Origin of the sequence: Stenotrophomonas maltophilia (assembly GCF_023518235.1) — a bacterium.
GTDB lineage: Bacteria > Pseudomonadota > Gammaproteobacteria > Xanthomonadales > Xanthomonadaceae > Stenotrophomonas.
Genome location: NZ_CP090423.1, coordinates 3834395 through 3859894 on the forward strand (window position 1 = coordinate 3834395; position 25500 = coordinate 3859894).

26 protein-coding genes and 2 riboswitches are annotated in these 25500 nt (G+C 67.7%); of the genes, 14 read left to right on the top strand and 12 right to left on the bottom strand.

The window, feature by feature from the left end; translation table 11 throughout:
• Window positions 1–50: 50 nt before the first annotated feature.
• On the bottom strand, window positions 51–1214 hold the full coding sequence (locus LZ605_RS17870) for a serine hydrolase domain-containing protein (RefSeq protein WP_249842720.1): 1164 nt from the start codon (window positions 1212–1214) through the stop codon (window positions 51–53).
• 168 nt (window positions 1215–1382) lie between these two features.
• On the opposite strand from LZ605_RS17870, the gene LZ605_RS17875 reads away from it, so the two are divergent.
• The 5 genes from LZ605_RS17875 (at window position 1383) to LZ605_RS17895 (ending at window position 4724) form a co-directional block, all read left to right on the top strand.
• A complete protein-coding gene (locus LZ605_RS17875; protein ID WP_249842721.1) occupies window positions 1383–1883 on the top strand; it encodes a MarR family winged helix-turn-helix transcriptional regulator in 501 nt (166 codons plus the stop codon).
• A complete protein-coding gene (locus LZ605_RS17880) occupies window positions 1880–2620 on the top strand; it encodes a DNA alkylation repair protein (protein ID WP_249842722.1) in 741 nt (246 codons plus the stop codon). Before LZ605_RS17875 ends, LZ605_RS17880 begins: the two co-directional genes overlap by 4 nt.
• A 46-nt stretch (window positions 2621–2666) precedes the next feature.
• Window positions 2667–3005, top strand: coding sequence for a DUF6616 family protein (locus LZ605_RS17885; RefSeq protein ID WP_249842723.1), 339 nt, complete (start codon window positions 2667–2669; stop codon window positions 3003–3005).
• Between the two features lie 89 nt (window positions 3006–3094).
• Window positions 3095–3352 (top strand): hypothetical protein, encoded by a 258-nt coding sequence (locus tag LZ605_RS17890; protein WP_249842724.1) that lies wholly within the window; start codon window positions 3095–3097, stop codon window positions 3350–3352.
• 298 nt (window positions 3353–3650) lie between these two features.
• A complete protein-coding gene (locus tag LZ605_RS17895) occupies window positions 3651–4724 on the top strand; it encodes a 3-deoxy-7-phosphoheptulonate synthase (RefSeq protein WP_249842725.1) in 1074 nt (357 codons plus the stop codon).
• Window positions 4725–4789: 65 nt separating this feature from the next.
• Here the strand turns inward: LZ605_RS17895 and LZ605_RS17900 are convergent, their stop codons facing one another.
• On the bottom strand, window positions 4790–4939 hold the full coding sequence (locus tag LZ605_RS17900; protein ID WP_249842726.1) for a hypothetical protein: 150 nt from the start codon (window positions 4937–4939) through the stop codon (window positions 4790–4792).
• Window positions 4936–5553: a trimeric intracellular cation channel family protein gene (locus LZ605_RS17905; protein ID WP_107231868.1), complete on the bottom strand. Its 618-nt coding sequence runs from the start codon at window positions 5551–5553 to the stop codon at window positions 4936–4938. Before LZ605_RS17905 ends, LZ605_RS17900 begins: the two co-directional genes overlap by 4 nt.
• Before the next feature lie 82 nt (window positions 5554–5635).
• Window positions 5636–5741, bottom strand: a riboswitch (glycine riboswitch).
• Window positions 5742–5754: 13 nt separating this feature from the next.
• Window positions 5755–5844: riboswitch (glycine riboswitch) on the bottom strand.
• A gap of 40 nt (window positions 5845–5884) precedes the next feature.
• Here LZ605_RS17905 and LZ605_RS17910 point away from each other — a divergent pair.
• Window positions 5885–6160: a GIY-YIG nuclease family protein gene (locus tag LZ605_RS17910; protein ID WP_249842727.1), complete on the top strand. Its 276-nt coding sequence runs from the start codon at window positions 5885–5887 to the stop codon at window positions 6158–6160.
• Window positions 6161–6301: 141 nt separating this feature from the next.
• Window positions 6302–6733, top strand: a complete 432-nt coding sequence (locus LZ605_RS17915; protein WP_249842728.1) for a nuclear transport factor 2 family protein — start codon at window positions 6302–6304, stop codon at window positions 6731–6733.
• 82 nt (window positions 6734–6815) lie between these two features.
• On the opposite strand, the gene LZ605_RS17920 is transcribed toward LZ605_RS17915, so the two are convergent.
• On the bottom strand, window positions 6816–8096 hold the full coding sequence (locus tag LZ605_RS17920; RefSeq protein ID WP_249842729.1) for an NAD(P)/FAD-dependent oxidoreductase: 1281 nt from the start codon (window positions 8094–8096) through the stop codon (window positions 6816–6818).
• 123 nt (window positions 8097–8219) lie between these two features.
• Here LZ605_RS17920 and LZ605_RS17925 point away from each other — a divergent pair, with 123 nt between their 5' ends.
• Both LZ605_RS17925 and LZ605_RS17930 read left to right on the top strand, forming a co-directional pair.
• Window positions 8220–8999 (top strand): NYN domain-containing protein, encoded by a 780-nt coding sequence (locus tag LZ605_RS17925; protein ID WP_249842730.1) that lies wholly within the window; start codon window positions 8220–8222, stop codon window positions 8997–8999.
• 111 nt (window positions 9000–9110) lie between these two features.
• The gene (locus LZ605_RS17930) at window positions 9111–9731 is read left to right on the top strand and encodes a glutathione S-transferase family protein (protein ID WP_107231874.1); all 621 of its coding nucleotides are present in this window, start codon (window positions 9111–9113) and stop codon (window positions 9729–9731) included.
• 111 nt (window positions 9732–9842) lie between these two features.
• Here the strand turns inward: LZ605_RS17930 and LZ605_RS17935 are convergent, their stop codons facing one another.
• The gene (locus tag LZ605_RS17935; protein ID WP_249844943.1) at window positions 9843–12020 is read right to left on the bottom strand and encodes a primosomal protein N'; all 2178 of its coding nucleotides are present in this window, start codon (window positions 12018–12020) and stop codon (window positions 9843–9845) included.
• A gap of 414 nt (window positions 12021–12434) precedes the next feature.
• Here LZ605_RS17935 and LZ605_RS17940 point away from each other — a divergent pair, with 414 nt between their 5' ends.
• The 4 genes from LZ605_RS17940 to sppA all read left to right on the top strand — a co-directional run bounded on the left by LZ605_RS17940 (window position 12435) and on the right by sppA (window position 17616).
• A complete protein-coding gene (locus LZ605_RS17940) occupies window positions 12435–13439 on the top strand; it encodes a hypothetical protein (protein ID WP_249842731.1) in 1005 nt (334 codons plus the stop codon).
• A complete protein-coding gene (locus tag LZ605_RS17945) occupies window positions 13432–14007 on the top strand; it encodes a DUF3106 domain-containing protein (protein WP_249842732.1) in 576 nt (191 codons plus the stop codon). The genes LZ605_RS17940 and LZ605_RS17945 overlap by 8 nt, the downstream gene beginning before the upstream one ends.
• A gap of 205 nt (window positions 14008–14212) precedes the next feature.
• Entirely contained in the window at window positions 14213–15577 is a 1365-nt protein-coding gene (locus tag LZ605_RS17950) for an MATE family efflux transporter (protein ID WP_032129679.1), read from the top strand.
• A gap of 116 nt (window positions 15578–15693) precedes the next feature.
• On the top strand, window positions 15694–17616 hold the full coding sequence (sppA, locus tag LZ605_RS17955; RefSeq protein ID WP_249842733.1) for a signal peptide peptidase SppA: 1923 nt from the start codon (window positions 15694–15696) through the stop codon (window positions 17614–17616).
• A 98-nt stretch (window positions 17617–17714) separates the two neighbouring features.
• Here the strand turns inward: sppA and LZ605_RS17960 are convergent, their stop codons facing one another.
• Window positions 17715–17927: a hypothetical protein gene (locus LZ605_RS17960; RefSeq protein WP_249842734.1), complete on the bottom strand. Its 213-nt coding sequence runs from the start codon at window positions 17925–17927 to the stop codon at window positions 17715–17717.
• Window positions 17928–18038: 111 nt separating this feature from the next.
• Between LZ605_RS17960 and LZ605_RS17965 the strand changes: the two genes are divergently transcribed.
• Complete coding sequence (locus LZ605_RS17965) at window positions 18039–18815, top strand: SDR family oxidoreductase (RefSeq protein WP_249842735.1); 777 nt, start codon at window positions 18039–18041, stop codon at window positions 18813–18815.
• A 102-nt stretch (window positions 18816–18917) separates the two neighbouring features.
• Here LZ605_RS17965 and LZ605_RS17970 read toward each other — a convergent pair whose 3' ends face one another.
• The 6 genes from LZ605_RS17970 to LZ605_RS17995 all read right to left on the bottom strand — a co-directional run bounded on the left by LZ605_RS17970 (window position 18918) and on the right by LZ605_RS17995 (window position 25486).
• Complete coding sequence (locus LZ605_RS17970; RefSeq protein WP_249842736.1) at window positions 18918–19652, bottom strand: hypothetical protein; 735 nt, start codon at window positions 19650–19652, stop codon at window positions 18918–18920.
• Window positions 19653–19674: 22 nt separating this feature from the next.
• Entirely contained in the window at window positions 19675–20367 is a 693-nt protein-coding gene (locus LZ605_RS17975) for a DUF4124 domain-containing protein (protein WP_249842737.1), read from the bottom strand.
• A 43-nt stretch (window positions 20368–20410) separates the two neighbouring features.
• Entirely contained in the window at window positions 20411–20971 is a 561-nt protein-coding gene (locus LZ605_RS17980) for a Sua5/YciO/YrdC/YwlC family protein (RefSeq protein ID WP_249842738.1), read from the bottom strand.
• Window positions 20972–21086: 115 nt separating this feature from the next.
• On the bottom strand, window positions 21087–23558 hold the full coding sequence (locus tag LZ605_RS17985; RefSeq protein WP_107231884.1) for a DNA topoisomerase I: 2472 nt from the start codon (window positions 23556–23558) through the stop codon (window positions 21087–21089).
• Between the two features lie 193 nt (window positions 23559–23751).
• Complete coding sequence (locus LZ605_RS17990) at window positions 23752–24684, bottom strand: RDD family protein (RefSeq protein ID WP_249842739.1); 933 nt, start codon at window positions 24682–24684, stop codon at window positions 23752–23754.
• Window positions 24685–24733: 49 nt separating this feature from the next.
• A complete protein-coding gene (locus LZ605_RS17995; RefSeq protein WP_249842740.1) occupies window positions 24734–25486 on the bottom strand; it encodes a pilin in 753 nt (250 codons plus the stop codon).
• Window positions 25487–25500 lie beyond the last annotated feature (14 nt).

Below are 25500 nucleotides of genomic sequence, written 5' to 3' on the forward strand. Positions count from 1 at the left end.
AAACCCCGCCGCAAGGCGGGGTTTTTTTGTAGGCGCGCTGGGCAATGCGGTCAGCGCACGAACGGCTTGTTCGCCCCGTACTCCCATTCCCACGGCACGCCGGTTTCACCCAGCACGAAGCGCACCAAGGCCGGGAACGCCGCCTCGGCGCGGACATCGTTGCCCAGGATCACCACGCAGCGCTGGCCCTGTTCGATGCACACCAGCGTATTGCCCACCGCATCATCATGGCCGCCCTTGTAGAAGCCGGCCCCCTGCGGGCCCTGGAACGTCACCACGCCCAGCCCCGCCGCCAGGTTCCGGTGCCGTTGTGCAGGCGGCAGCTCTGGCTGCAGGGTGGGGAACTGGCTGGCGGTGGTGATCGGCAGCTGCGGCCGCACCAGCTCCCGGCGCATCGATGCGGACAGCCCGTCGCCACGCACGTAGCCGGCGGCGAAGCGGGCCATGTCGGCGATGGTGGTATCCATGGACCCTGCCGCACGTACGCGGCTGCGCTCATCGTGCGGTTCGGTCGCGCCTTCTGCCGTCCAGCCATCGGCCAGGTTGGCGGCGAAATCCTCACGCCACATCATGCTGGTGCGGGTCATGCCGAAGCGGTCGAACACCTGCCGCTGCATCAATGTGCCGACGTCCTGGCCCAGCCGCCCACGCTCGATCACGAACTGCAACAGGATCAGCCCTTCGCCGGAATAGCCGTAGCGGCTGCCCGGATCGAAGTGGAACTTCAGGCGGCCATCGGGTTCCAGGAAGCCGAAGTTGGCAAAGCCACTGGAATGGTTGAGCAGCAGGCGCGGGGTGAGCTGGCGCCAGCGCGCATCATCGGCCAGCACGCGGTAGTCGGCGTACTTCTTCGGCTCGGGCGCATAGTCCGGCAGGGGCTTGTCCAGCGCCGCAGCGATGCTGGCATCCAGCTCGATCTTCCTGTTCTGCGCCAGCTGTGCGACCAGGTGGCCGAACGCCATCTTGGTCAGCGACGCGGCATACATCACGGTGTCGGTGCGCAGCGGCTCGCCTGCGGCATTGCGCTCGCCGTAGGCGGCCACGTGCGCCACCTTGCCGCCATCGATCACCGCCAGCGCCATGCCGCGCGCGTGCGCGGCCCGCATCAGCCGCTGAGCTTCGGTGTCGATGCGGGCCGGCGTGGGTACCGGAGGTGGGGCGGCCAGCACGGCCAGCGGGAACAGCGTCAGCAACAACAGGGCAGCACGGCGCATGCGTGGACCTCCTGGCGGGACGTGGCGCGATGCTACCGCAGCTTCGGCTGCGTCCAGACCCTGCGCCAGGTGGGGGCGCCCAGCACGGGCCGGCGGCAGGCCCCCGCCAGTCTTGCCTTCCATCCTGGAATGAATATAATTAGGCGCCTAAGCATAGTGAAAATAATGATGCTTGAAGCAAAACATGGAGCTCTTCTGGACGAGGCCCGGCGGCGTGGCCACGCCAATGTCGCCCAGCTGCGCCTGTGCTTCCAGCTGCTGTCGCTGTCCTCGGCGATCGATCGCGACTGCGCCAGCCGGCTCGCGCCGCACGGGCTCAGTGAAGGCCGCTTCATCGTGCTGTTCCTGCTGCACGGTGCCGGTGGCACGCTGCCGCCGCATGAACTGGCCGAGCGCGCAGGCGTCACCCGCGCCACCATCAGCGGCCTGCTCGATGGCCTGCAGCGCGAAGGGCTGCTGCAACGGCGCAGCGATGCGGAAGATGGCCGTCGCCTGCAGATCGTGCTGACTGCGCAAGGCCAGCGCCTGGCCGAACGCCTGTTCGAACAGCACAGCAACTGGATCGGTGGCCTGTTCGACGGGCTGGATGCTGGCGAACAGCAGCAGCTTTCGCAGCTGCTGCACAAGGTCTGGCAGCACACCGATGCGGGTCGGGAGCCGGCAGCATGAGCGCCGCGATCCCGGCAGAGCGCCTTCGTGCGCTCAACACCGGCAGCACCGCCGCCACCCATCTGGCCGAATGCCTGGCAATGGACTTCGGTGCACTGCTGCCTGCGGTGGTGCCCATGCTGCAGGCGGCCGCCGTGCAACGCATGCGTGATGCAGCAGGCAAAGGCATCACCGTGCGCATGGCGTTGGCCGCGACGCTGCTGCGCGAAGCCGGGCAGGGTGATCCGCTGCAGTGGCAAGCGCACCCTTCCGACACCGTGCGTGGCTGGGCCTGCCATCTGATCGGCGGCGACAGTGCTGCATCCCTTGCGGCGAAGCTGCAGGCGATGCGTCCACTCGCCGATGACCCGCATTTCGGCGTGCGCGAATGGGCGTGGCTGGCACTGCGCATGGACATCGTGGCGGCACCGCTGCAGGCGCTTGAGCTGCTGCTGCCGTGGACAGATGAAGCATCGCCCTATCTGCGTCGCTTCGCCTGTGAAGCCCTGCGCCCGCGAGGCGTGTGGGCCACGCATATCGCGCTGTTCAAGCAGCATCCAGAACATGCATTGCCGATGCTTGAAGCCCTGGCCAACGACCCCGAGCGCTACGTGCAGGATTCGGTCGGCAATTGGCTCAACGATGCCGGCAAGACCCAGCCGCGCTGGCTGAGCGATCTGTGCACGCGCTGGCAGCGCGAACACCACAGCAGCGCCAACGCCTACATCCGCAATCGCGCACTACGTTCGCTGCGGTAGTGCCGGCCGCTGGCCGGCAACCCTCAAACCCTCAAGGAAGAACGCCATGTCGCACACGCTCATCGAGCTCTACACCGCCACGCCCGCCTGGGCCGCACTGCCGCCCGAGCAACGCACCGCCTTCTTCGACCGCATCGGTGCCGGCATGCAGCATTTCGACCCGGCCCGCATCACGGCGGTGGCAATGGGCCGCGTTCTCTCCGGCGTAGCGCACGGTAGCAGCGAGCAGTTCTATGCTGTCTGGAGGTGCGAGAGCCGGGAAGACGCCGACGCCCTGGTCGAAGGCATTGCTGCCACCGGCTGGCATCGGTACTTCACCACCACCAACGCACTGGGTGCCGACGATGGCATGGCACAGCACCTGACCGATCTGGCCGCGTTGTAGCAGCGCCTGCGGATGCCCACGGCACATGCGCCTGTCACCCGGACGCGGTAAACAGTGCATTGCCCCTGTCATCCGCACGGAAGTCGATCATGCAGAGCACGCTCCAGGTAACGCTGTACGGCCCGCAAGGCGATACGCCCGCGCTGCAGCTGCCGCAGGTGGAAGGACCGTCGGTGGCGATCCGGGAACCGGTCCTGCGCCGGCTGGTGTCCGATCTCTACACCGCCCGTTCCCTGCTCAATCCCGAGCAGCTGGATGAGGCGCGGCAGGAGCTGGGGCGCGTGCTGGAGCGCTGGGCCGACATCCATGAGGGGTTGCTGCTGGATGTGGAAGTGCATGGCAAATGAGCGGTTTCGCGTGCCTGCGCGCCGATAGGCGGTGCGGGTGCGCACATCGCTGAACCGCTTCCCCAGTTGCGGATGAAACATTTTGCACTGCGCAAAAGCTGTGCTATCAATACACCCCATGAACGCAGCCCGCGCCAGCTTTTACTTTTGGTATTACTTTCCGAAGCCTCTGGCGGAGGAAGGATTGCGCTCACCCTGAAGAAAGCTTCAGACGCATTCCCGAAAGCCGCCAGCGAACCTGGCGGCTTTTTTCATGCCGCCACGCTGGGGACCCCCAACGTTCCGGAGAACCCCCGCAATGCCCCCGCACACCGACGACCTGCGTATCCGCACCATCGAACCGCTGACACCGCCCGCCCAGCTGCTGGCGATGCTGCCGTGTGACGATGAAGCTTCCGACACTGTCAGCGCCTCGCGCGCGGCCCTGCACCAGATCCTGCAAGGCCGTGACGACCGCCTGGCCGTGGTGGTCGGCCCGTGCTCGATCCACGACCCGAGTGCCGCCATCGAGTACGCCCAGCGCCTGAAGCCATTGCGCGATGCGCTGGCCGGTGAACTGGAAATCATCATGCGCGTGTACTTCGAGAAGCCGCGCACCACGGTGGGCTGGAAGGGCCTGATCAACGATCCGGACCTGGATGGCAGCTTCAGGATCGACAAGGGCCTGCGCATCGCACGTGGCCTGCTGCGCGACATCAACAAGCTCGGCCTGCCGGCCGGTGTCGAATTCCTCGACGTGATCTCGCCGCAGTACATCGCCGATCTGGTGGCATGGGGCGCCATTGGTGCACGCACCACTGAAAGCCAGGTGCACCGCGAACTGGCGTCGGGGCTGTCGTGCCCGGTCGGTTTCAAGAATGGCACCGACGGCAACGTCAAGATCGCCGCCGATGCCGTGGGTGCTGCTTCGAATCCGCATCACTTCCTGTCGGTCACCAAGCAGGGCGGCACCGCCATCGTGTCAACCACCGGCAACCCGGATTGCCACGTGATCCTGCGCGGCGGCAAGCAGCCGAACTACGACGCAGCCAGTGTGGCTGATGCCTGTCAGGCGCTGGCCAAGGCCAAGCTGCCGACACGCCTGATGATCGACGCCAGCCATGCCAACAGCCTGAAGAACCCGGAGAACCAGCCGAAGGTGATCGAGGACATCGCCGTTCAGTTGGAAGACGGTGAACAGCGCATCGTCGGTGTGATGATCGAGAGCCATCTGGTCGGTGGCCGCCAGGAACTGGTCGAAGGCCAGCCGCTGGTCTACGGCCAGAGCATCACCGATGGCTGCATCGACTGGGACACCACCGTGACGGTGCTGGAGCGACTGGCTGCGGCCGTGCGCGCCCGTCGCGGAGTGAAGGTGTCCGAAGCCGCCTGATGGGAGCCGCCTGAGTGCGGCATGTGTGTGGATGGCGGCCAGCGCCTGCGGGGGTGCGGCCGCGATCAGGGCCGGTCGGAGTTGGAGACCGGCCCGTCCGCACCGGCGATGCGCCTGGCGCTGCGTATGTGCGACAGCGCCAGGTACATCGCCGGGGTGGTGCAGGGCTCGAAGGGTGGCGCCGGGCCATGCCCGGCGAACACGCCATCGTTCAATGCACTTCGTCGTGATACACGAACTTCGGCATTTCCCAGCGGTAGTGGATCGCCAGCAGGCGCATCGCGAAGCCGCCGCCCAGGCAGCACAGGATGGCAGTGGCGTCGGCTACGCCCCAGTGCAGCAGCAGGAGATACGCCGCGCCGGTCAGCAGCGCGATGATTGCGTACAGCTCCTTCTGGAAGATCAGCGGCACCTCGTTGCAGAGGATGTCGCGCAGCACGCCGCCGAACGCACCGGTCAGCATGCCGGCAATCAACACGATGGGCGTGGCATGGCCCGCCTCACGCGCGATCGAGCAGCCGATCAGGGTGAAGGCGATCAGACCCAGGCCATCGAGCACCAGGAAGGTGCGGCGGAAGTGGTGCATCCAGCGCGCCACCCAGGTGGCGATCAGCGCCGCGCACACGGTGAAGCCCAGGTACTCGGGATGCTTCACCCAGCCCAGCGGGTAGTGGCCGAGCAGGATGTCGCGCAGCGAACCGCCGCCGAGGGCGGTGACGCAGGCGATCATGACCACGCCGAAGAGGTCCATGCGGCGGCGGCCGGCGGACAGCGCGCCGGTCATGGCTTCGGCGGAAATGGCGATCAGGTAGATGATGGAAAGCAGCATGGGGCAGGCTCCGGGCGCGGTGGGGCCGGCCATGCGCGTATACCGCCACTGCCTGCGCAATGACGTGATGACGATGACCGGTGCCGCTCCCGCTGTCCTTTTGCCTGAGAGTTCAGCGGCGTAGGCCGCGTGCCCCTTCGGCGGATCGTCCCGGGCATGCCCGGTGACCTCTCTCCAGCTCGGCGAGTCGAATGCATGGTTGGTGGGATTCCAGCCCACCGGCCTGAGCGATCATGGGAGCCTGCGCCTTCGGCGGGCGCCAGCGCGGCGCCTCTCTCCTGCATTCGGGCGCCAGTATATCCGCTGCAGTGCAGCACGGCATAATCCGGCCATGGCCCCGTCCCTCCGCCCCTGGTTCCTGTACCTGCTCGAATGCCGCGATGGAAGCTTCTACGCCGGCATCAGCACTGACGTGGACGCGCGTTTCGCTGCCCACCAGGCCGGCAAGGGTGCCCGCTACACCCGCGCCCGGCCGCCGCTGCGCATCCTGGCCGTGCGCGAATACCCGGACCGCGCCGCCGCCTCGCGCGCCGAATGGCAGCTCAAGCAGCAGCCGCGCGAACGCAAGCTGGCCTGGCTGCAGGCGCCTGCCGAGGCTGTTCTGTAGAGCCGAGCCCATGCTCGGCTGCTGGAGTGGCGACGAGGATCAGCCGAGCATGGGCTCGGCTCTACAGTAGATCCACGCCATGCGTGGATGGGCGCGTGCGCCCATGCCATGATCGCCCAGCCCTCAGCGCTGGAGACCCGGATGTCCGCCGTTGCCCTGTTGTTCGCTCTCTCCGCATCAACCAGCCCCGCCGCCGACCCGGCCACCCTCGCGGCCATCGAAGCGACCTGCCACGACTACGTGGACGGCCAGCTGGAAGCCGACCCGCAGCGCGTCGCCCGTTCCCTGCATCCGGACCTGGCCAAGCGCGCTGTGCTCGGCGATACACCCGACGAGCGCCTGGGCCTGCGCCGGATGTCGAAGGAAGAGCTGGTCTCGTCGACGAAACAGGGCGCGCTGAAGACCCCGAAGGATCAATGGGATCGCCGCTGCACGGTGCTGGACGTGACCGGCAACGCGGCCTCGGTGCGGCTGGAAACCCCGTGGTTCGTCGACTACTTCCACATGGGGCGTTTCGACCAGCGCTGGGTCATCGTCAACGCACTGTGGTACCCGAAGCCGAAGGCGCCGTAGAGCCGAGCCCATGCTCGGCTTCTGCAGTCCGCACGAGGTGCAGCCGAGCATGGGCTCGGCTCTACAGGAACAGGCTGCGGCTCTACCGCTTCGGCCGTCGGTCGTCCTGGTCATCACCGAAGATGATGCGCGCGCTGCGCTGGTAGCTCCAGTACGCCACCGCCCAGTTCAGCAGCACCACGATGCGGTTGCGGAAGCCGATCAGGAAGAACACGTGCGCGGCCAGCCAGAACCACCAGGCCAGCACACCGGACAGCTGCAGGCGGCCCAGATGAACGATCGCGGCCATGCGGCCGATGGTGGCCAGGTTGCCGTAGTCGGCATACGTGAACGGACCGGGTTCGGGCTTGCCGTGCAGGCGCGCGCCGATCACCTCGGCCACGTACTTGCCCATCTGCTTGGCGGCCGGTGCCACGCCGGGTACAGGCTTGCCGTCGGCCTGGCTCAGTGCGGCCAGGTCACCGGCCACGAACAGCTCCGGGTGACCGGGCAGGGTCAGGTCCGGCTGCACCTGCACGCGCCCGGCGCGGTCCAGCGGCACCTCCAGCGTGCGCGCCAGCGGTGAGGCGGCCACGCCGGCGGCCCACACCACGGTGCGTGCCGGCACGAACTGATCGCCCAGCTTGAAGCCCTGGCTGTCGATGTCGCTTACCGGGGTGCCGGTCAGCACTTCCACGCCCAGCTTTTCCAGCTGCCGGCGCGCCTTCAGCGAAAGCACTTCCGGGAAGGAGGACAGCACGCGAGGCCCGGCTTCGACCAACCGCACCTTGGCGCTGGCCGGGTCGATGTGGCGGAATTCGTTGCGCAGCGTGTGCCGTGCGATCTCGGCCAGGGTGCCGGCCAGTTCAACGCCGGTGGGGCCGCCGCCGACGATGGCGAAACTCAACCACGCCGCCTTCTTGGTCGGGTCCGGCTCGGCCTCGGCGCGTTCGAAGGCCAGCAGCAGCTTGCGGCGCAGCGCGATGGCGTCGTCCAGGGTCTTCAGGCCGGGCGCATCATCGGCCCACTGATCGTTGCCGAAGTAAGCGTGGGTAGCACCGGTGGCCAGCAGCAGGCTGTCGTAGTCCAGCGTGCTGCCATCGGCCATGCGGATCTGCCGGGCCTGTTTGTCGATGGCCACCACTTCGCCCAGCCGGACTTCCACATTGCGCTGGTGGCCGAGGATGTGGCGCAGCGGTGCGGCGATATCCGGCGCGGACAGGCCGGCGGTGGCCACCTGGTACAGCAGCGGCTGGAACAGGTGATGGTTGCGGCGGTCGACCAGGGTGATGCGTATGCGCTCGCGGGCCAGGGCACGGGTGGCCCAGAGACCGGCAAAACCGCCGCCGACAACGACCAGGTGGGGAACGCGCTCACGACTCATCGACTCACTCCAGTGGGGGCATTGGGGGAAGCGCCTGGCATCTTCGCACGCCGGCCGCCTGTCACGTCAGCGCCTGCAAGGATCGGCGATACTCGGGTTCAGGCACATGCCCCTGAGGAGCCCATGAGCGAACCGGAAAAGCGCATCGCCCTGTTGATCGACGCCGACAATGCGCCGGCCTCGAAGATCGACGAAGTCCTGGCCGAAGTGGCGCGCTATGGCGTGGCCAACGTGCGTCGCGCCTATGGCAACTGGAAGAGCCCGCGATTGAAGGGCTGGGAAGCGGTGCTGCACGAGTATGCGATCCGCCCGATCCAGCAGTTCGCTTACAGCAAGGGCAAGAATGCCTCGGACATGGCGATGGTGATCGATGCCATGGACCTGCTGTACGCGCGCAACCTGGATGGATTTGCCATCGTTTCCAGCGATGCCGATTTCACTCCGATGGTGATGCGCCTGCTTACCGACGGCGTGAAGGTGTATGGCTTCGGCGAAAAGAAAACACCGGAACCGTTCGTCAACGCGTGTTCGAAGTTCACCTACCTGGAAGCGTTGGGCCAGACCCATGCCAGTGTGCCGGATGTCGAGCAGGCGCCGAGTGAGCAGACATCGAACGAGCCGCTGCCCAGCGACGATGCGCGCCCGCGCAAGAGCGGCGCGGAAATGCGCAGCGACACCCGGCTGGTGAAGATGCTGAGGCGCGCGGTGTCGGCGGCCGAAGGCGAGGACGGCTGGTCGCATCTGGGGCCGGTCGGCAGCCAGATCGGCAACCAGGCCTCGTTCGATTCGCGCAATTACGGCTACGGCAAACTCAGTGACCTGCTGGCGGCCATTGGCCTGTTCGAGCTGAAGAAGGACGGCAAATCCTCCTACGTGCGCGCGCTGCCGAAAAAGAACCGGTAGTACCGGCCGCTGGCCGGCAATGCCCGGCCACCAGATCCAGCATCCAGCACGCACACACCCGCGCGGATCAGGCGTATCGTTGCCGCTCGCATTGCCAGCAAGGAAACCTGCATGTTGAAGATCTGGGGACGTCACAATTCCAGCAACGTCCGCAAGGTGTTGTGGTGTGCCGAGGAGATCGGCCTGCCCTACCAGTCCATCGAGGTGGGCGGCAGCCATGGCGGCACGCAGTCAGCCGAGTACGTGGCGATGAATCCGAACGGACTGGTGCCGGTGATCGAGGACCACGGCCTTCCGCTGTGGGAATCGAACACCATCGTGCGCTACCTGAGCGCACGCTATGCGCTGGGCACGTTGTATGCCGAAGACCCGATGGAGCGTGCGCAGGCCGAGAAGTGGATGGACTGGAGCACTTCGCGGATGGCGCCGCTGTACTCCGAACTGATCTGGGGCATCATGCGCACCGCCCCGGCCGACCGTGACGAGGCGCGCATCAATGCCGCCATCGTGCGTGCCGGAGACTATCTCGCCATGGCCAATGCCACGCTGGCCACCCAGCCGTGGCTGTCGGGCGCGAAGTTCGCGATGGGCGACATTCCGCTCGGTGCGCTGGTCTATGCCTGGTTCGAACTGCCGATCCAGCGCCCGGAACTACCGCATCTGGCCGAGTGGTACGCCCGCCTGCGTGAGCGACCGGCGTACCAGCGTGGCGTGATGTCACCGATGACGTAAGCGCCGGCGTTCCGGATCGCGGTGACCCCGCGGGTAGCGCCGGGCCATGCCCGGCGAACGCGGTGTACGAAGGTCCGCCGGGCACGGCCCGGCGCTACGGTGCGAGGGGCCTCAATAAAGATCCGTTGGATCCACATCCAGCGACCAGCGCACCTTGCGTGCTTCCGGCAGCGCATACAGCTGCGGCACCAGCTGCGCCAGCACGCCATGCAGCGGGGGGCGCTGCGACGCCGACAACAACAACTGTGTGCGCTGGTAGCCGGCGCGGCGCGGCATCGGTGCCGGCATGGGGCCGTACGCGTCCACCACCGCCTGTTCGCCCAGCAGCTGCCGTGCCGCCAGCAGGAAGGCATTGGCATGTTCGACCTGCTGCGCTTCGGCGCGCATCAGCGCCAGATGCGCGAACGGTGGGAAACCCGCAGCCTGGCGCTGGTTCAACTCAGCCTGCGCGAACGGGTGGTAGCCACCGCTGACCAGCGTTTCCAGCAGCGGGTGCCCTGGGTGGTGGGTCTGCAGCCAGACCTCGCCGGGATCACGTGCGCGGCCTGCACGGCCTGCAACCTGGATCAGCTGCTGGGCCAGTTTCTCGCTGGCGCGGAAGTCGGCCGAGAACAGCCCCTCGTCGATACCGACCACCACCACCAGAGTCAGCTTGGGCAGGTCGTGGCCCTTGGCCAGGATCTGCGTGCCGACCAGGATGCCGGGTTGGTCGCCCAGTTTCGCCAGCTGCTGCTCCAGCGCATCACGGCGTGAGGTGGTGCCGCGATCGATGCGGACCACCGGGAAATCGGCGAATGCGGCAGTGAGGTGCTCTTCCAGGCGTTCGGTGCCGATGCCCTGCGGTTGCAAGGCCAGGCTGCCGCAGGCCGGGCACGCCAGCGGTGCCGGCTGTCGCGCGCCACAGTGATGGCACTGCAGGCGACGGCCAGCGCCGTGCACGGTCATCGGCGCATCGCAGCGCTGGCACGGCGCAGTCCAGCCGCAGTCGTGGCACAGCAGCACCGGTGCGTAGCCACGGCGGTTCTTGAACACCAGCACCTGCTGGCCGCGCTGCAGGTGTTCGCCGATGCCGGCCAGCACATCGGCCGAGAGGCCGTCATGCAGTGGCCGCTTGCGCACATCCAGAATGCGCACGCGCGGTGGTCGTGCATCACCGGCGCGCTGCTTCAGGCGCAGGTGGGTGTAACGCCCGGCATAGGCGTTGTGCAGCGTTTCCAGCGAAGGGGTGGCGCTGCCCAGCAGCACCGGGATGCCCAGTGCCTTGGCCCGCACCAGGGCGAAATCGCGCGCGTGGTAGCGGATGCCGTCCTGCTGCTTGTAGCTGCCGTCGTGTTCTTCATCGACGATCAACAGGCCGGCCTGCGGCAACGGCGTGAACACTGCCGAACGCGTACCGACAATCACCCGTGCCTCGCCGCGCGAAGCCGCCGCCCAGACCCGCGCGCGCTCGTTGTCGTTCAGGCCCGAATGCAGCGCATGCACCGCGATGCCGAGGCGACCGCGGAAGCGCGCCAGGGTCTGCGGGGTGAGGCCGATTTCCGGCACCAGCACCAGCGCCTGCCGGCCTTGCGCCAGGCAGTGGATGATCGCCTGCAGGTAGACCTCGGTCTTGCCGCTGCCGGTCACGCCATCGAGCAGGAACGGCTGGAAACCTTCAGCAGCGTTGATCGACGCCACCGCCTCGGCCTGGTCGGGGTTGAGGGTGGGGCCGGGCAGCGGTTGCGCATGCTGCGGTGCCACGCTGAGCGCGACACGCTCGGCCAGTTCACGCTTGGCCAGGCTGCGCGCGGCGGTGCGCCAGTCCTGCATGCGTTCGCCCAGCACGTCTTCATCGACGATGGCCTCGGCCAGCAGTTCGGCCAATTGGCGGGGGCGGCTGCCGGCACGCAGCTTGTCGCGCTGTGCGCGGCCCTCGGCGGTCAGCTGCCAGCCCCAGTGATGGGTGTCGGGCAGCGGTTCGCCATGGCGCAGCGGGCCGGGCAGGGCGGTATTCACCACTTCGCCCAGCGGTGCGTGGGTATAGCGTGCCAGCCACTGCAGGCTCTGCCACAGTTCGCCCTGCAGCAGCGGCTGGCCGTCGCACCAGGCCAGCGCCTGGCGCAGCCCCTGGCCGTCTTCGCTGTGGCTGTGCCCGGCGACCACACCCACCAGTTCACGGTTGCCGAATGGCACCTTCAGGCGGCAGCCGACGGCCACCTCCGGGTCACCGCCCTGCGGCGACAGGTAGTCGAACAGGCGGGGCAGCGGGACGGGCAGGGCGACCTGCAGAGTCGGAATGGGGGCAAACATCGGGCCAGTGTAACGGGCCATGCGCACGCGGATGGTAGGCGCCGGAGGCGGTCGAGCGACGCCCCGGGAATCATAAATGTCACCTAAATATCGGTGTCCATTGGAGATTCAGTCTTATCCACACATTCTGTGGATAACGTTGTGCGTTACCGGTCGACGGGCGCGTGTGAGGCTGATGGCGACAGCCTTGCCCTCGGGTTGGTCAAAAAATCGCCACACATTAAAAGCCTTTGAAAACAGCAACTTGGGTGTGAAACATTGCTGAAACAGAGTGAATTCAGCTGGATGCCCCAGTTTTCCCCGCAGGGGGCGTGGTGCTGTGCACAACCTGCAGCACGAAGCAGCGGTTGGCGCAAGTCCTGCCGGGCGCCAATGGGCTGCCGCTATCATGCCGGCAGACCTTTGGAGTGACCGATGACGGCTGTGCCCGCCCCTGTTTCCTCGACCGCGGCCGGCGCGCTGGCGGCGTTCCTGCGCGGCGTCGAGCGCCGTGCCTTGGTGGTGGCCGAGCTGCAGTGCGGCGATGCCGCGCGTGCCGAGCAGACCCTGGTGGCCGTGATGCGTGCCTTCGCCGCTGTGGCCAGTGATCTGCCGATGGCGCAGTGGCCGACCCGGTTCTGGACCCTGTTGGGCCAGCGCCAGGCGCTGCGTGAGCCGGTGGGCGGGCAATGGCAGCCGCCGTTGGCGGCGCTGGGCGAGATGGCGCCCCTGCCGCGCCTGGCTCTGCTGCTGCGGGTGGGCGGCAGCCTGGACGAGGGCATTGCCATGCGCGTACTCGACCAGGACGAGGCGGGTTACCAGCATCTGTTGGCCGATGCCTGCCCGCGTGATGTGCATGGCCAGCCCGATGCCTCGGCCTGGCGCCAGTTGGCCGAACAGGTACAGGGGCGGATCCGTGACCTGCCGGCCAAGCGCCTGCAGCAGCTGCAGCAGCCGGCTGCAGCGGTGGCCAGCACTGAAGCCCCCACCACCAGTTGGCGCGCACCACAGCGCGACGAACGTGCGCCTGCCCATGGCAAGCGGCGGCGTCCGAATGCCAAGCCGCGCTGGCGCGGCCCACTGATCCTGCTGGTGACTGTGGCCGTGCTGCTGGTCGCCGCCCTCGGCTGGCGCCACTGGCAGGGCCATTCGTTCGGCAGTGATGCGCCGCTGCCCGAAGGCGTGGTGGGCGAGGCCGGTCCGGTCACAGTGGAAGCGCTGCCGCCGAGCACCGTCAACGTCCCGCCGGTGGCGACCCCGGTCCAGGCCACGGATGACGCCACGATGCTGGGCGACCGCGACTATCCGCTGGTCGCCGACGCCGATCTGTATGCGTGGACGGCCGCCGGCGGACCGCTGCCGGTGGACGAGTCGCAATCCAAGCCGAGCCGGCCGGAGCCGGCCAGCACCACGCTGGAAACCACCGCCGCCGATGAATAAGACCGTGTTCGCCAGCCTGCTGCTGGCCTTGCCGTTGTCGCTTTCGGCCGCGCCGCAGACCTTGAATGTGCCGTTGCCGGCACCGTCGCCGGCCGCACCGGCCGCGCTGCCGGCATCGACCGCTGCGCCGTCGGCCTTTGTCCAACTCGATGCGCAGCAGCAGCGCCAGCGCCGCGCCGATTACGCCGCCTGGCGCGCGTTGCCGGAAGGCGAGCGCGAGCGCATCCGCCAAGCGGCTGCGCGTTTCAATGCGCTGCCGGCCGACCAGCAGCAACGCCTGCGCCAACAGTTCCAGGCGCAGGACCAGGCCTTCCGTGAAGGCTGGCGGCTGGGCCCGCAGCTGGGTCTGGAGTTTCCCAAGCTGCATGGGCTGTTCGGGTTCGTGCCGCCGGAGCAGCGGGAGACCGCACTGGCCGTGCTGCGCCAGCTCAGCCCGGCGCAGCTGGCCCAGCTGACCCTGGTCGCGCAGCGCACGCCGCCGCAGGAGCGCGACGCCGTACGCAGCGCCTTCCTCGCCGTGCCCGCCGCCGAGCGCGACGCCTGGCTCAAGCGCCAGGCCGGCCAGTAAAAAAGGGGACGGAGGGGATTAAGTCGCATCCGGCACTAATGGGCCTGAAACGACTTAATCCCCTCCGTCCCCTTTTGTGCGGGGCTGCTGAAGCCCGGCATTCACGCCATGTCATGGGAATGCGCGCGCGGCGCGCGTAAGATGACCGGCCGCAACCCGGTGCCTGTGCCCTTCGCGCGCAACCGTAGTTCGCGTCAAGCACCTTATGTCTACTGCAACCTCCACGCCGCGCTTCAGCAAGGAAGTCGGCGCCACCGGTCTGCTCGCCCTGCCGCTCGTGCTGGGCCACGTATCCACCGGTCTGATCTCCTTCGTCGACAACGTGATTGCCGGCCACCACGCCACGGCGACCCTGGCCGCGGTGACCATCGGTACCGCACTGTTGTGGCTGCCGATGCTGATCCCGATCGGCACGCTCATCTCGCTTACCGCCTCGGTCTCGCAGCTGCATGGCGCCGGCCGCGAGCGCGAGATCGGCCCGCTGTTCCGCCAGGCGTTGTGGCTGGCGCTGGGCCTGGGCCTGATCATGTTCACCTTCCTCACCGTGGTGCCGCCGCTGCTGCCGGCGTTCGGCATCGCGCCGGACATCGTGCCGGGAGCGACCGCGTTCCTGCATGCGGTGCGCTGGGGCGGTCCGGCGCTCACCCTGTACTTCTGCATGCGCTACCTCAGTGAAGGCATGCACTGGACGCTGCCGACCATGCTGCTCGGTTTCGGTGGCCTGCTGGTACTGGCGCCAATGGGCTATGTGCTGGCCAACGGCAAGCTTGGTTTCCCGGAAATGGGCGCCGAAGGGCTCGGTATCGCCTCGGCGGTGATGATGTGGCTGCAGGCCATCGCCTTCGCCACCTACCTGTGGTTCACCAAGCGCTTTGCTCACCTGCAGCTGTTCTCGCATTTCGAAGGCCCGCGCTGGAAGGCGATCTGGGACCTGCTGCGTACCGGCCTGCCGATCGGCATCACCGTGCTGATGGAAGGCGGTCTGTTCATCGTCACCGCGCTGCTGATCGGCCGCCTCGGTGCCAACGAGGCGGCCGCACACCAGATCGCGATCAACGTCGCGCAGCTGTGCTTCATGATCCCGATGGGGGTGGCCGAGGCCACCACCGTGCGCGTGGGCCATGCGGTCGGCCGTGGCGATGGCTTCGGCGTGCGCCGTGCGGCGTGGGCCGGCTACGCGATCATCATGGGCACGCAGACCTTGTCGGCGGCGGTGCTGCTGTTCGGCCACGACGCCATCGTCGGCGTCTACACCAACGATCTGGCGGTGGCCGGGCTGGCCTCGACCCTGCTGCTGTATGCGGCGACCTTCCAGTTCCCCGATGGCATCCAGGTGCTGTCGGCCGGCGCGTTGCGCGGCCTGAAGGACACCCGCGTGCCGATGTTCATCGCCATGTTCGCGTACTGGGGTCTGGGCATGCCGCTCGGTGCCGGGCTCGGCCTGGGCCTGGGCATGGGGCCGCAGGGCATGTGGATCGGCCTGATCGTCGGCCTGACCGCCGCCGCCATCCTGATGGGCTGGCGCCTGCGCCGCAGCAGCCTGCGCATCGGCCAGTCGATGCTGTCCTGACCTTCCGCGCCCGCCATATTCACCCCTGGCGGGCGATCCCCTGACTTGTGTCCGATGCTGCATCACGCGGCAGCGGCTATGCTGGTACCACGGCAAGAAGCCATCCGGAGCGTTCCATGAATCAACCCGTGCCCCCGCTGCCCCCGGCGCGTCGCAACCCCGTCGCCAGTTTCTTCATCGGGCTGTGGGACGTCATGAACTTCACCCGCCGGTTGATCCTCAACCTGCTGTTCTTCGGCCTGCTGTTCCTGCTGCTGGTGATGTTCATCGTCGCTGCCGGCATGGGCGCCGGTGCCAGCAAATCGCTGCAGGACCGGACCACCCTGGTGATCGCGCCGGAAGGCCGCCTGGTCGAGCAGTTCAGCGCTGATCCAGTCAGCCGCGCGCTGGCCAAGGCAGTGGGCGACAACAGTGCCGAAGAGATCCAGCTGCGCGACCTGCTGCGGGTGATCGAGTCGGCCAAGGAAGACAAGAAGATCGAGCGGGTAGTGCTGGAGCTGGACAAGCTGCAGCCATCCGGCTTTGCCTCGCTGCGTGAAGTCGCCGCCGCGCTGCAGGACCTGCGCGCCTCGGGCAAGCAGCTGGTGGCCTACAGCGAGAGCATGGGCCAGTCGCAGTACCTGCTGGCCGCACAGGCCGATGAGGTCTATCTGGACCCGATGGGCTCGGTGGTGCTGGAAGGCCTGGGCCGTTACCGCCAGTACTTCCGCACCGGCCTGCAGGACAAGCTGGGCGTGGACGTACACCTGTTCAAGGTGGGCGAGTACAAGTCCGCGGCCGAGCCGTATGTGCTCGACGCCGCCTCGCCGGCCTCCAAGGAAGCCGACCTGTTCTGGATGAACGATGTGTGGCAGCGCTACCTGGGTGATATCGCCAAGGCGCGCCGCCTGGACCCGGCACAGCTGGCTGCGGGCATCGATACGCTGCCCGAAGGCGTCGCCGCCGCCGGTGGCGATCTGGCCAAGTTCGCCCTGCAGCAGAAGCTGGTGACGGCGCTGAAGACCCGCGAGGAATTCGAGGATCTGATGATCGAGCGCGGCGTGGCCGATGACGATGCCGACGGCGGTTTCCGCAATGTCGATTTCGGCGGCTACCTGGCCCTGCTCGACGCACGTCGCAACCCGGTGGACTCGCGTCCGCAGGTGGCCGTGGTGGTCGCCGCCGGCGAAATCAGCGGCGGTGACCTGCCTGCCGGTCGCATCGGTGGCGAATCGACCTCGGCGCTGCTGCGTGCTGCGCGCGATGACGAGAACGTCAAGGCGGTGGTGCTGCGCGTGAGCTCTCCAGGGGGCGAAGTCTTCGCCTCCGAGCAGATCCGTCGTGAAGTGGTGGCCCTGCAGGCTGCCGGCAAGCCGGTGGTGGTATCGATGGGCGACCTGGCCGCATCGGGGGGTTACTGGATCAGCATGAATGCCGACCGCATCTATGCCGATCCGTCGACCATCACCGGATCGATCGGCATCTTCGGCATGATTCCCAACTTCAGCCGCGCGCTGGACAAGATCGGCGTGCATACCGACGGTGTCGGCACCACCCGCTTTGCCGGTGCGTTCGATGTGACCCGCCCGATGGACCCGGCCGTTGGCCAGGTCATCCAGTCGGTGATCAACAAGGGCTACGCCGATTTCACCGGCCGTGTCGCCGAGGCCCGCAAGAAGCCGGTCGAGGCCATCGATGAAGTGGCCCGTGGTCGCGTGTGGAGCGGTGCCCAGGCCAAGGAGCGCGGTCTGGTTGACGCCTTCGGTGGTTTGAAGGATGCCGTGGCCGATGCGGCCGGCCGCGCCAAGCTCGGCAAGACCGACGCCTACCGCGTGCGCTACATCGAGAAGGCGGCCACGCCGTTCGCGCAGTTCGTCAGCGGTTTCGCCGGCAGCCGTGCCGGTGCGTGGATGCTGTCCGACTCGGGCATGGCGCGGATGATGCTGGCCCGCACGATGCCGGAAGTGGACACGCAGCTGCGTTTCGTCGAGAACGCGGCCCGCGAGAAGGGCAACGGCGCGCCGGTGAAGGCGCTGGCGTACTGCTTCTGCGGGTTCTGACCAGCAACGGTATCGAATGAGAACGCCCGGCCCAGGCCGGGCGTTTTCATTCATGGGGTCGGATCCCTTTGCGGCGCAAAGAGCTCTGACCCCACCGGTCACTGCGTCGCGTCGGCCTCGGCCTTGCGCTCGCGCGTGTCGCTATCGTCCAGGGTCTTCTGCACCCCCTTGGCGCGGTCCAGTGGTTCGTTGATCGCGCGCGACATCGCTTTCGGCACCGGCGGCTGTTCCGGGTTCGGTGCGGGCGGGCGCTGGCAGGCACACAGCAGCACGGCAGCCAGCAGGGGCGTGGACAGGTTCAGGATGCGCATGGCGGCACTCCATGACGGGCGTGCCCGCAGTGTCGCATCCCCGGCAGGGGGCCGCCGTGAGCGCGTATCCTTGCCGCATCGGAACACAGCGGGCGCGGCCCGGGAGAACACATGACCCAGCAACGGTGGCGCCTGGATGGCCAGACGGCCCTGATCACTGGCGCCAGCGCCGGCATCGGCCTGGCCATCGCGCACGAACTGGCCGGCTTTGGCGCCGACCTGATGATCGTCGGGCGCGATATCGACATGCTGGAGACCGCACGCGACGAACTGCTGGACGTGCATCCGCAGATGCAGGTGCATGCGCTGGCCGCCGATGTCTCCGATGACGAAGACCGCCGGCAGATCCTCGACTGGGTGGAAGACCACAGCGATGGCCTGCACATCCTGGTCAACAACGCCGGCGGCAACATCACCCGGCCCGCGACCGAATACACCGAGGACGAATGGCGCAACATCTTCGAGACCAACCTGTTCTCGGCGTTCGAACTGTCGCGCTACGCGCATCCGCTGCTGGCGCGCCACGCCGCGTCGTCCATCGTCAACGTCGGCAGCGTGTCCGGCCTGACCCACGTGCGCAGTGGCGTGGTTTATGGCATGACCAAGGCGGCCATGCACCAGATGACCCGCAACCTGGCCGTGGAATGGGCCGAGGACGGTATCCGGGTCAATGCCGTGGCGCCGTGGTACATCCGCACGCGGCGAACCTCCGGCCCACTGTCGGACCCGGACTACTACGAGGAGGTGATCGACCGCACGCCGATGCGTCGCATCGGTGAGCCGGAGGAAGTGGCGGCGGCCGTGGGCTTCCTGTGCCTGCCGGCAGCCAGCTATGTCACCGGCGAATGCATCGCCGTGGATGGTGGATTCCTGCGTTACGGGTTCTGATCGCGGGTCTCGGGTCTCGGTAGTGCCGGCCGCCGGCCGGCAACTGCAATCCTCTGAACATCATGTGGCTGCCGGCCAGCGGCCGGCCCTACCGGGTGGCGGTCATCCCGGCACCGGGCAATGGCTGGCCTCCAGCACACCCTGCAACCGCTCGCGCTCGCCCTGGGCATGTTCGCGGTTCTCCGGCGCGGCAAAGCGCTCGCGGCCGCGTGCGTCGCGGAAGCGCTGCTGCCAGCTGCCACAGCGCTGTGCCTCGGGCAGCTCCTCGCAGGTGTCGCGCACCACTTCGCAGCTGGCCGCATTGACCGGCGTTGCACCGCCCAGGCCCTGCACGGTCATCAGTTCGCAGCGTGCCGGCGAGGCCTCGTATTCGTGCAGGTAGCCGCCGCCCTGGCTGTCGGTGCACTGGAAGATCGGGGGCAGCGGCGGCCTCGGCGGCCCGTCGCTGGCGGCACGCGCCTCGGCATCGTGGTGCAGCGCTGCGCTGTCCAGGATCTGATCGCCGCCTTCGGCTTCCACCATGCCCGCTTCCATGATCGTGCGCCCTTCGTCCGCGCGCCGTGGCGCCGTCGGGGGCGCAGCCGGTGCAGCCGCTCCGCTGGCCCCGGAAACGGCGGCCGCGGCGGGATCCTGTACCGGTGAGGGTTCGGTCACGGCCGGTTCGGCATTGGCCGGCGCCGGTACGCGAAGGACCTGCTGCTGGCTGCCGGCCGGGCAGGGCGTACGTTGCAGGGTCGGAACGTCGCTGCTGCCGGAGGTGCAGCGGTAGATCACGCCTTCTTCGGCCATTGCAGCGCCGGGCAACACGGCCAGGGCCAGCCAGATCAGTCTGTTCATGCGCACAGCGTACAGGCTGCGCTCAGCGCTCGCAGTCCTGCGACAGGCGTGCGTCGATGCCGCGCTGTTCGGTGCTGATGGTGGTGCGTTCGCTCTGCAGCGCACTGTTGTAGCGGCGGTCCAGTTCCCAGCGGCGGTCACGCAGGCGTGCGCACACTTCCTGCTGCGGCAGGGCGTGGCAGGTGTCGCGCACCAGCACGCTGCCGGCCGGTATCTCCACGCCGACACCGACCGTGGGCGGACGATACCCGGCGCCTCCGCCGATGGGCCGACCCACCGGCCCACCGATGGACGGGCGCGGACCGGGATGGCCGCCGCCGGGGTACCCGTGCGGCAACCAGATGCTGGTCCACAACGGGACCCAGCGCGGATTGCCCTCGTTGCTGTCGCTGGTGTAGCGCCGGCCGTCGTCGCTCACGCATTCGTACATCGGCTGCGGCGGCTGGATGTAGACGTGGCGCACTTCGCGCCCGCCGATGGCCGGCGTGGCGCTGGGCGGTGGTGGCGGGGTGTCGCTGCTGACCACTCTCGGCGGCGGATCGCGCGGGCGCTGCAGGTCGCGGACTTCCTGCCGCCCATTGCTGCAGGGTTTGTCCTGCAGGGCCACGGCACCGTTGCTGGCCACGCAGCGGTACACGCGCACGTCGTCGGCGGCCGGCGCTGCGCCCCACGGCAGCAGCAGGCACAGACCCAGGGCGGTGCGTGTCAGGTTCATGGCAGCAGGGTGCGGGATTGTCCGGAACCGTGCAATCGTCGGCTCACGAGCGCAGCACGTTGCCGCTGAGCGCATCGCGGATCGGCGTCGGCTGGGCCAGGCCGCCGGTCTGGCCATCAAGCACGCCATCAAGCAGGCGCAGCAGGCGTGGATCCAGCTCTTCGCGGCGGCGCGCCGGCGGTTCACCGGCCAGGTTGGCGCTGGTCGACACAAGCGGGCCGCCCCAGGCATTGCACAGGGCGGCCACCAGCGGATGCGCGCTGATGCGCACGGCGATGCCGCTGTGCTCGCCGGTGACCCAGGGCTGCGCCCGAGGACCGGCCGGCAGGATCCAGGTGTTGGCACCGGGCCAGCTGGCCAGCACGGCACGTTGGCGGGCGTCGGGCAGCGCCTGCAGGCGCACCCAGCCTTCCAGCTGCGGCAGGTCGGCGGCGACCAGGATCATGCCTTTCTCGATGGGGCGTTGTTTCAGCCGCAGCACCATGTGCACCGCCGCTTCGTGCGAGGGATCGCAGCCCAGGCCCCAGACCGCTTCGGTCGGGTAGGCGATCACGCCGCCGGCGCGGAGCGTGGCGACAGCGGAGTCCAGGGTGAGTTCTTTCATGACGGCAACCAGGCCCGACGTGGGCCTTCATTATCCCCCTGCGGCGTGCAGATGGGGTGGTGGGTGCGGACCGTTGGTCCGCACGCCTTGACCTTCATCCACGCATAGCGTGGATCTATTTTGCGGCTTTTTTCACCGCTTTCTTGGCCGCCTTCTTCACGGCCTTCTTCACCGCCTTCTTGGCCGGCGCCTTCTTGGCTGCCGCCTTCTTCGGTGCCGCTTCCTTCTTCACCGCCGCCTTCTTGGCCGGGGCCTTCTTCGCCGCGGCCTTCTTGGCGCCGAAGCCCTTGCGCACCGGCTTGCCGGTTTCTTCCATCAGCTGCTGCACCTCAGCCAGGGTCAGCGATGCCGGCTCGCGATCCTTGGGGATCTTGCCGTTCATTTTCCCGTCGCTGATGTACGGGCCGAAGCGGCCGTTCAGCACCTGGATGTCGCTGCCTTCGAATTCCTTGATGATCCGGTTACGCGCGATCTCTTCCTTCTCTTCCACCAGGAACACGGCGCGGGCCAGGTCGATGGTGTACGGGTCGTCTTCCTTCTTCAGCGAGGCATAGGTGCTGCCACGCTTGGCGAACGGCCCGAAGCGGCCGATGCCGACACTGACCGGTTCGCCCTTGTCCTCACCCAGCGCGCGCGGCATCAGGAACAGTTCCAGCGCGTCTTCCAGGGAAATGGTGTGCATCGACTGGCCGGGGCGCAGCGAGGCGAACTTGGGCTTTTCCTCGGCGTCCTCGGCGGTGCTGCCGATGGCCGCGTACGGTCCGAAACGGCCCAGGCGCACGCTCACCGGCTTGCCGGTCTTGGGATCGGTGCCGAGCTCGCGCGCGCCACTGGCCTCGGCGCGGTCGACCGATTCCTTCTTGTCTTCCACCAGCTCCTTGAACGGCTCCCAGAAGCGGGCCATCAGCGGAATCCACTCTTCTTCGCCACGCGAGACGGCGTCGAGCTCGTCTTCAAGCTTGGCGGTGAAGTCGTAGTCCACGTACTGGGTGAAGTGGCTGGACAGGAACTTGGACACCGCACGGCCGACGTCGGACGGGCGGAAGCTGCGGCCTTCCATTTCCACGTACTTGCGGAACAGCAGGGTCTGGATGATCGAGGCGTAGGTCGAGGGACGGCCGATGCCATACTCTTCCAGCGCCTTCACCAGTGCCGCTTCGGTGTAGCGCGGCGGCGGCTGGGTGAAATGCTGTTCGGCCAGGATGCGTTCCAGCGGGATGCGGTCGCCGGGCTTCATCGCCGGCAGCTTGCGGCCTTCGTCCTCGTCTTCGGCGCTCTTGCTGTCCTTGCCTTCCTCGTACACGGCCAGGAAGCCGGGCACCACCACGGTGGTGCCGCTGGCGCGGAACACGTGCTCGCTGCCGGCGGACAGATCGACGCTGACGGTGTTGAGCGTGGCCGGAATCATCTGGCAGGCCACCGCGCGCTTCCAGATCAGTTCGTACAGGCGGCGCTCGTCGTCGGTCAGGAAGCGGGCAACCTGGGCCGGGGTGCGCAGGGCGGAGGTCGGGCGCACCGCTTCGTGCGCTTCCTGGGCGTTCTTCGACTTGGTCTGGTAGGTGTTGGGCTGGTCCGGCAGCGAGGCGATGCCGTAGTCGCGGGCGATCACGTCGCGGATCTCGGCCAGCGCATCCTGCGACAGGTTCACCGAGTCGGTACGCATGTACGAGATCAGGCCGACCGTGCCTTCGTCACCGATCGCCACGCCTTCGTACAACTTCTGCGCCACCTGCATGGTCTTGCGGGTGGTGAAGCCGAGCTTGCGCGAGGCTTCCTGCTGCAGGGTGGAGGTGGTGAACGGCGGCGCCGGGCGGCGCTTGCGCTCCTTGCTGGCCACATCGGTGACATGCAGCGAGCCCTGCGCGGCCTGCTGGATGCGCAGGCGGGCAGCCTCGGCGGTGTCGCCGTCGGTGATGGTGAACTGCTCGAACTTCTGCCCGTCCAGCTTGATCAGCTTGGCATTGAAGTGCTGCGACGGGTGCGCGCACTCGGCGCCGATGGACCAGTATTCGCGGGCGATGAAGGCTTCGATCTCCTCCTCGCGCTCGACGATCATGCGCAGTGCCGGGCTCTGCACGCGGCCCGCGGACAGGCCACGCTGCACCTTGCGCCACAGCACCGGCGACAGGTTGAAACCGACCAGGTAGTCCAGCGCGCGGCGCGCCTGCTGGGCATCGACCAGGTCGCTGGCGATGGCGCGCGGCTGGCTGATCGCTTCCTTGATGGCGCGCGGGGTGATCTCGGTGAACACCACCCGCTGCATCGGCTTGTCCTTGACCAGCCCGCGCTCCTTCAGGATCTCGGCGATGTGCCAGCTGATCGCCTCACCCTCGCGGTCCGGGTCGGTCGCCAGCAGGATGTCATCGGCGCCCTTGGCGGCCTTGGCGATCGCATCGACGTGCTTCTCGTTCTTGTCGATGACGTCGTAGTGCATGGCGAACCCGTTGTCCGGGTCGACCGCGCCTTCCTTCGGAATCAGGTCACGCACGTGCCCATACGAGGCCAGGACGGTGTAATCCTTGCCGAGGTATTTGTTGATCGTCTTGGCCTTGGCCGGCGATTCGACGATGAGCAGGTGCTTGGGCATGGCAGCAGGGTCTGTGGGGCGAACCGTGGGGAAGGGGCCGCTAGGGTGGAGCAAACGGCCGCATTAGTGAAGCGGCCACGGGCAAATCCATAAACTGAACGCCCGGTACTGTGCCGGGCGTTCAGGTTTCACCTTGTTAGAGGAATCACGCCCGGGCGGCCCCTGTCAAGCAGCCAGGCGTGAGGATGGCCGTTCAGGAGGCCATCTTGGCGATGAAGCCGACCGCGAACACCAGCAGGGCCAGGCCGGCCAGCGTCAGCAGGCCGGTCACCACCAGGATCGCGATGGTGACCGCGCCCAGTTCGCGCCGTTGCAGGTGCGGCTGGTCGGTGAAGGCCCAGCGATCCACCACCAGGGTGTCGCAGATCATGTCGTGCAGGCCCTGCTTGCGCTCGGTGAAGGCGGCCATCAGGAAGCCGATGCCCAGGGTCACGCTGCTCAGCATCGCCGCCCAGTAGCGACCAAAGGCGCGGCCCTTGGTCAGGCGCTCGCCGTTGCTGCGCACCACCTTGATGCCGACCGCCATCTTGCCCAGCGTGGCGCCGCCCTGCGAGGCATGGAACCAGGTGTAATACGCCATGCCGATGCCGAGGTTGATCAGCGCGCTGGCCAGCTGCGCGACGATTTCGATGGCGGTATCACCACCGCCGAACGCACCCATGCTGGCGCCCAGCACGACACCGATGATGGCGCCGATGATGCCGCCGGGAATGGCCAGCACGAAGTAGTCGATCATGTAGGCGGCCACACGCTTCCAGAAGCCCGCGTAGACCACTTCGCCACCGGCGATCGGTTGGCCATGGCTGCTGTCGCCGGCGGCCGCAGGGGCGCTGTAGGGCGAGCTGCTGAGGGCGCCGGTGCCGGGCAGGGGCGCGCTGCCGTTGTCGATCGCGGCGTAGTCGCCGCGCAGGTCGAAGCCGCCACTGGCGGCGGTCGTGCTGGCATCGGCCAGCGTCTGCAGGCCGAGCTCGTCGACCACCTGGCGCAGCGCGGCCCATTGCGCCATGCCCTCTCGCCAGACCAGGGTGTCCAGATTCAATTGGCCGCGCTGGAAGCGCTGGCGGATCTCCTGGACCGGCAGCGGGCCCTGGCGTTGCTGTCCTTCGGCGTAGTACCACTCGGTCATTGCATGTTCCCTGTAGGATCGTCCTTGGAAGCGCGGTCGTGCATGCGGCTCAGCCGCGGCACGACGGCGGCAGGTACTTGTTGTCGCTCTCGCCGCTGCATTCCCAGCGGCCGCTGTCGCGGTCGTATTCCAGCCACAGCAGGTCGCCGTCGATCTGCTTGCCCGGCGCGGCCAGTGTGGCTTCGATGCCGCAATGGCCGTTGTTGAAGCGGCCGATGTGCACGGCCGACAGGCCCACCTGGGTGAAGTCGCCCGGGGCCGGGAAACCGGCGTCGTTGGCGCCGGGGCAACGGCCTTCCTCATCGGCGAAATGCTGCACCTGGTCCTGCAACGGGTGCAGGGCATCGGCCGCGGCGGCGACCTTGGCACGCACGGTGTACTCGTTGTAGGCCGGCAACGCGATCGCCGCCAGAATGGCCATGATCGGCACCAGCACCAGCAGCAACCCACCACCGATGATCGCGGTGAGGGCGCAGCCGGAGAGCTTCTTCTTCGGTGGCGGCAACACGCCGGCGGCGGCGGCCGTGGCGGTATAGGGGGTGGAGGGCGGCAGCACCGGTGGCTGCGGCGGCGCGGGTTCCGGCGTGGGGTCAGGCGTCAGCGGCGGTGTTGCCGCGTCCAGTGCCGGCACGATCAGGCCCAGCTCGTCCACGACGCTGCGCAACGGCTGCCATTGCGGCAGGCCGTCGCGCCACACCAGGGTGTCCAGGGTGATCTGGTTGTTGCGGAACAACTCCACCACCTGTTCCGCCGGCAGCGGACCCTGCTGCCGGTTGCCTTCTGCATGGAACCACTCGCTCACGGGGACGCTCCTGA

Bases quoted from the DNA above. Each gene is read 5' to 3' on its own strand.
- LZ605_RS17985 (WP_107231884.1), bottom strand. From the start codon at position 23,558: ATGCCCAAGCACCTGCTCATCGTCGAATCGCCGGCCAAGGCCAAGACG.
- LZ605_RS17930 (WP_107231874.1), top strand. From the start codon at position 9,111: ATGTTGAAGATCTGGGGACGTCACAATTCCAGCAACGTCCGCAAGGTG.
- LZ605_RS17945 (WP_249842732.1), top strand. From the start codon at position 13,432: ATGAATAAGACCGTGTTCGCCAGCCTGCTGCTGGCCTTGCCGTTGTCG.
- LZ605_RS17920 (WP_249842729.1), bottom strand. From the start codon at position 8,096: ATGAGTCGTGAGCGCGTTCCCCACCTGGTCGTTGTCGGCGGCGGTTTT.
- LZ605_RS17895 (WP_249842725.1), top strand. From the start codon at position 3,651: ATGCCCCCGCACACCGACGACCTGCGTATCCGCACCATCGAACCGCTG.
- LZ605_RS17965 (WP_249842735.1), top strand. From the start codon at position 18,039: ATGACCCAGCAACGGTGGCGCCTGGATGGCCAGACGGCCCTGATCACT.
- LZ605_RS17880 (WP_249842722.1), top strand. From the start codon at position 1,880: ATGAGCGCCGCGATCCCGGCAGAGCGCCTTCGTGCGCTCAACACCGGC.
- LZ605_RS17975 (WP_249842737.1), bottom strand. From the start codon at position 20,367: ATGAACCTGACACGCACCGCCCTGGGTCTGTGCCTGCTGCTGCCGTGG.
- LZ605_RS17925 (WP_249842730.1), top strand. From the start codon at position 8,220: ATGAGCGAACCGGAAAAGCGCATCGCCCTGTTGATCGACGCCGACAAT.
- LZ605_RS17935 (WP_249844943.1), bottom strand. From the start codon at position 12,020: ATGTTTGCCCCCATTCCGACTCTGCAGGTCGCCCTGCCCGTCCCGCTG.
- LZ605_RS17970 (WP_249842736.1), bottom strand. From the start codon at position 19,652: ATGAACAGACTGATCTGGCTGGCCCTGGCCGTGTTGCCCGGCGCTGCA.
- LZ605_RS17870 (WP_249842720.1), bottom strand. From the start codon at position 1,214: ATGCGCCGTGCTGCCCTGTTGTTGCTGACGCTGTTCCCGCTGGCCGTG.
- LZ605_RS17890 (WP_249842724.1), top strand. From the start codon at position 3,095: ATGCAGAGCACGCTCCAGGTAACGCTGTACGGCCCGCAAGGCGATACG.
- sppA (WP_249842733.1), top strand. From the start codon at position 15,694: ATGAATCAACCCGTGCCCCCGCTGCCCCCGGCGCGTCGCAACCCCGTC.
- LZ605_RS17915 (WP_249842728.1), top strand. From the start codon at position 6,302: ATGTCCGCCGTTGCCCTGTTGTTCGCTCTCTCCGCATCAACCAGCCCC.
- LZ605_RS17980 (WP_249842738.1), bottom strand. From the start codon at position 20,971: ATGAAAGAACTCACCCTGGACTCCGCTGTCGCCACGCTCCGCGCCGGC.
- LZ605_RS17960 (WP_249842734.1), bottom strand. From the start codon at position 17,927: ATGCGCATCCTGAACCTGTCCACGCCCCTGCTGGCTGCCGTGCTGCTG.
- LZ605_RS17950 (WP_032129679.1), top strand. From the start codon at position 14,213: ATGTCTACTGCAACCTCCACGCCGCGCTTCAGCAAGGAAGTCGGCGCC.
- LZ605_RS17905 (WP_107231868.1), bottom strand. From the start codon at position 5,553: ATGCTGCTTTCCATCATCTACCTGATCGCCATTTCCGCCGAAGCCATG.
- LZ605_RS17885 (WP_249842723.1), top strand. From the start codon at position 2,667: ATGTCGCACACGCTCATCGAGCTCTACACCGCCACGCCCGCCTGGGCC.
- LZ605_RS17910 (WP_249842727.1), top strand. From the start codon at position 5,885: ATGGCCCCGTCCCTCCGCCCCTGGTTCCTGTACCTGCTCGAATGCCGC.
- LZ605_RS17990 (WP_249842739.1), bottom strand. From the start codon at position 24,684: ATGACCGAGTGGTACTACGCCGAAGGACAGCAACGCCAGGGCCCGCTG.
- LZ605_RS17940 (WP_249842731.1), top strand. From the start codon at position 12,435: ATGACGGCTGTGCCCGCCCCTGTTTCCTCGACCGCGGCCGGCGCGCTG.
- LZ605_RS17875 (WP_249842721.1), top strand. From the start codon at position 1,383: ATGCTTGAAGCAAAACATGGAGCTCTTCTGGACGAGGCCCGGCGGCGT.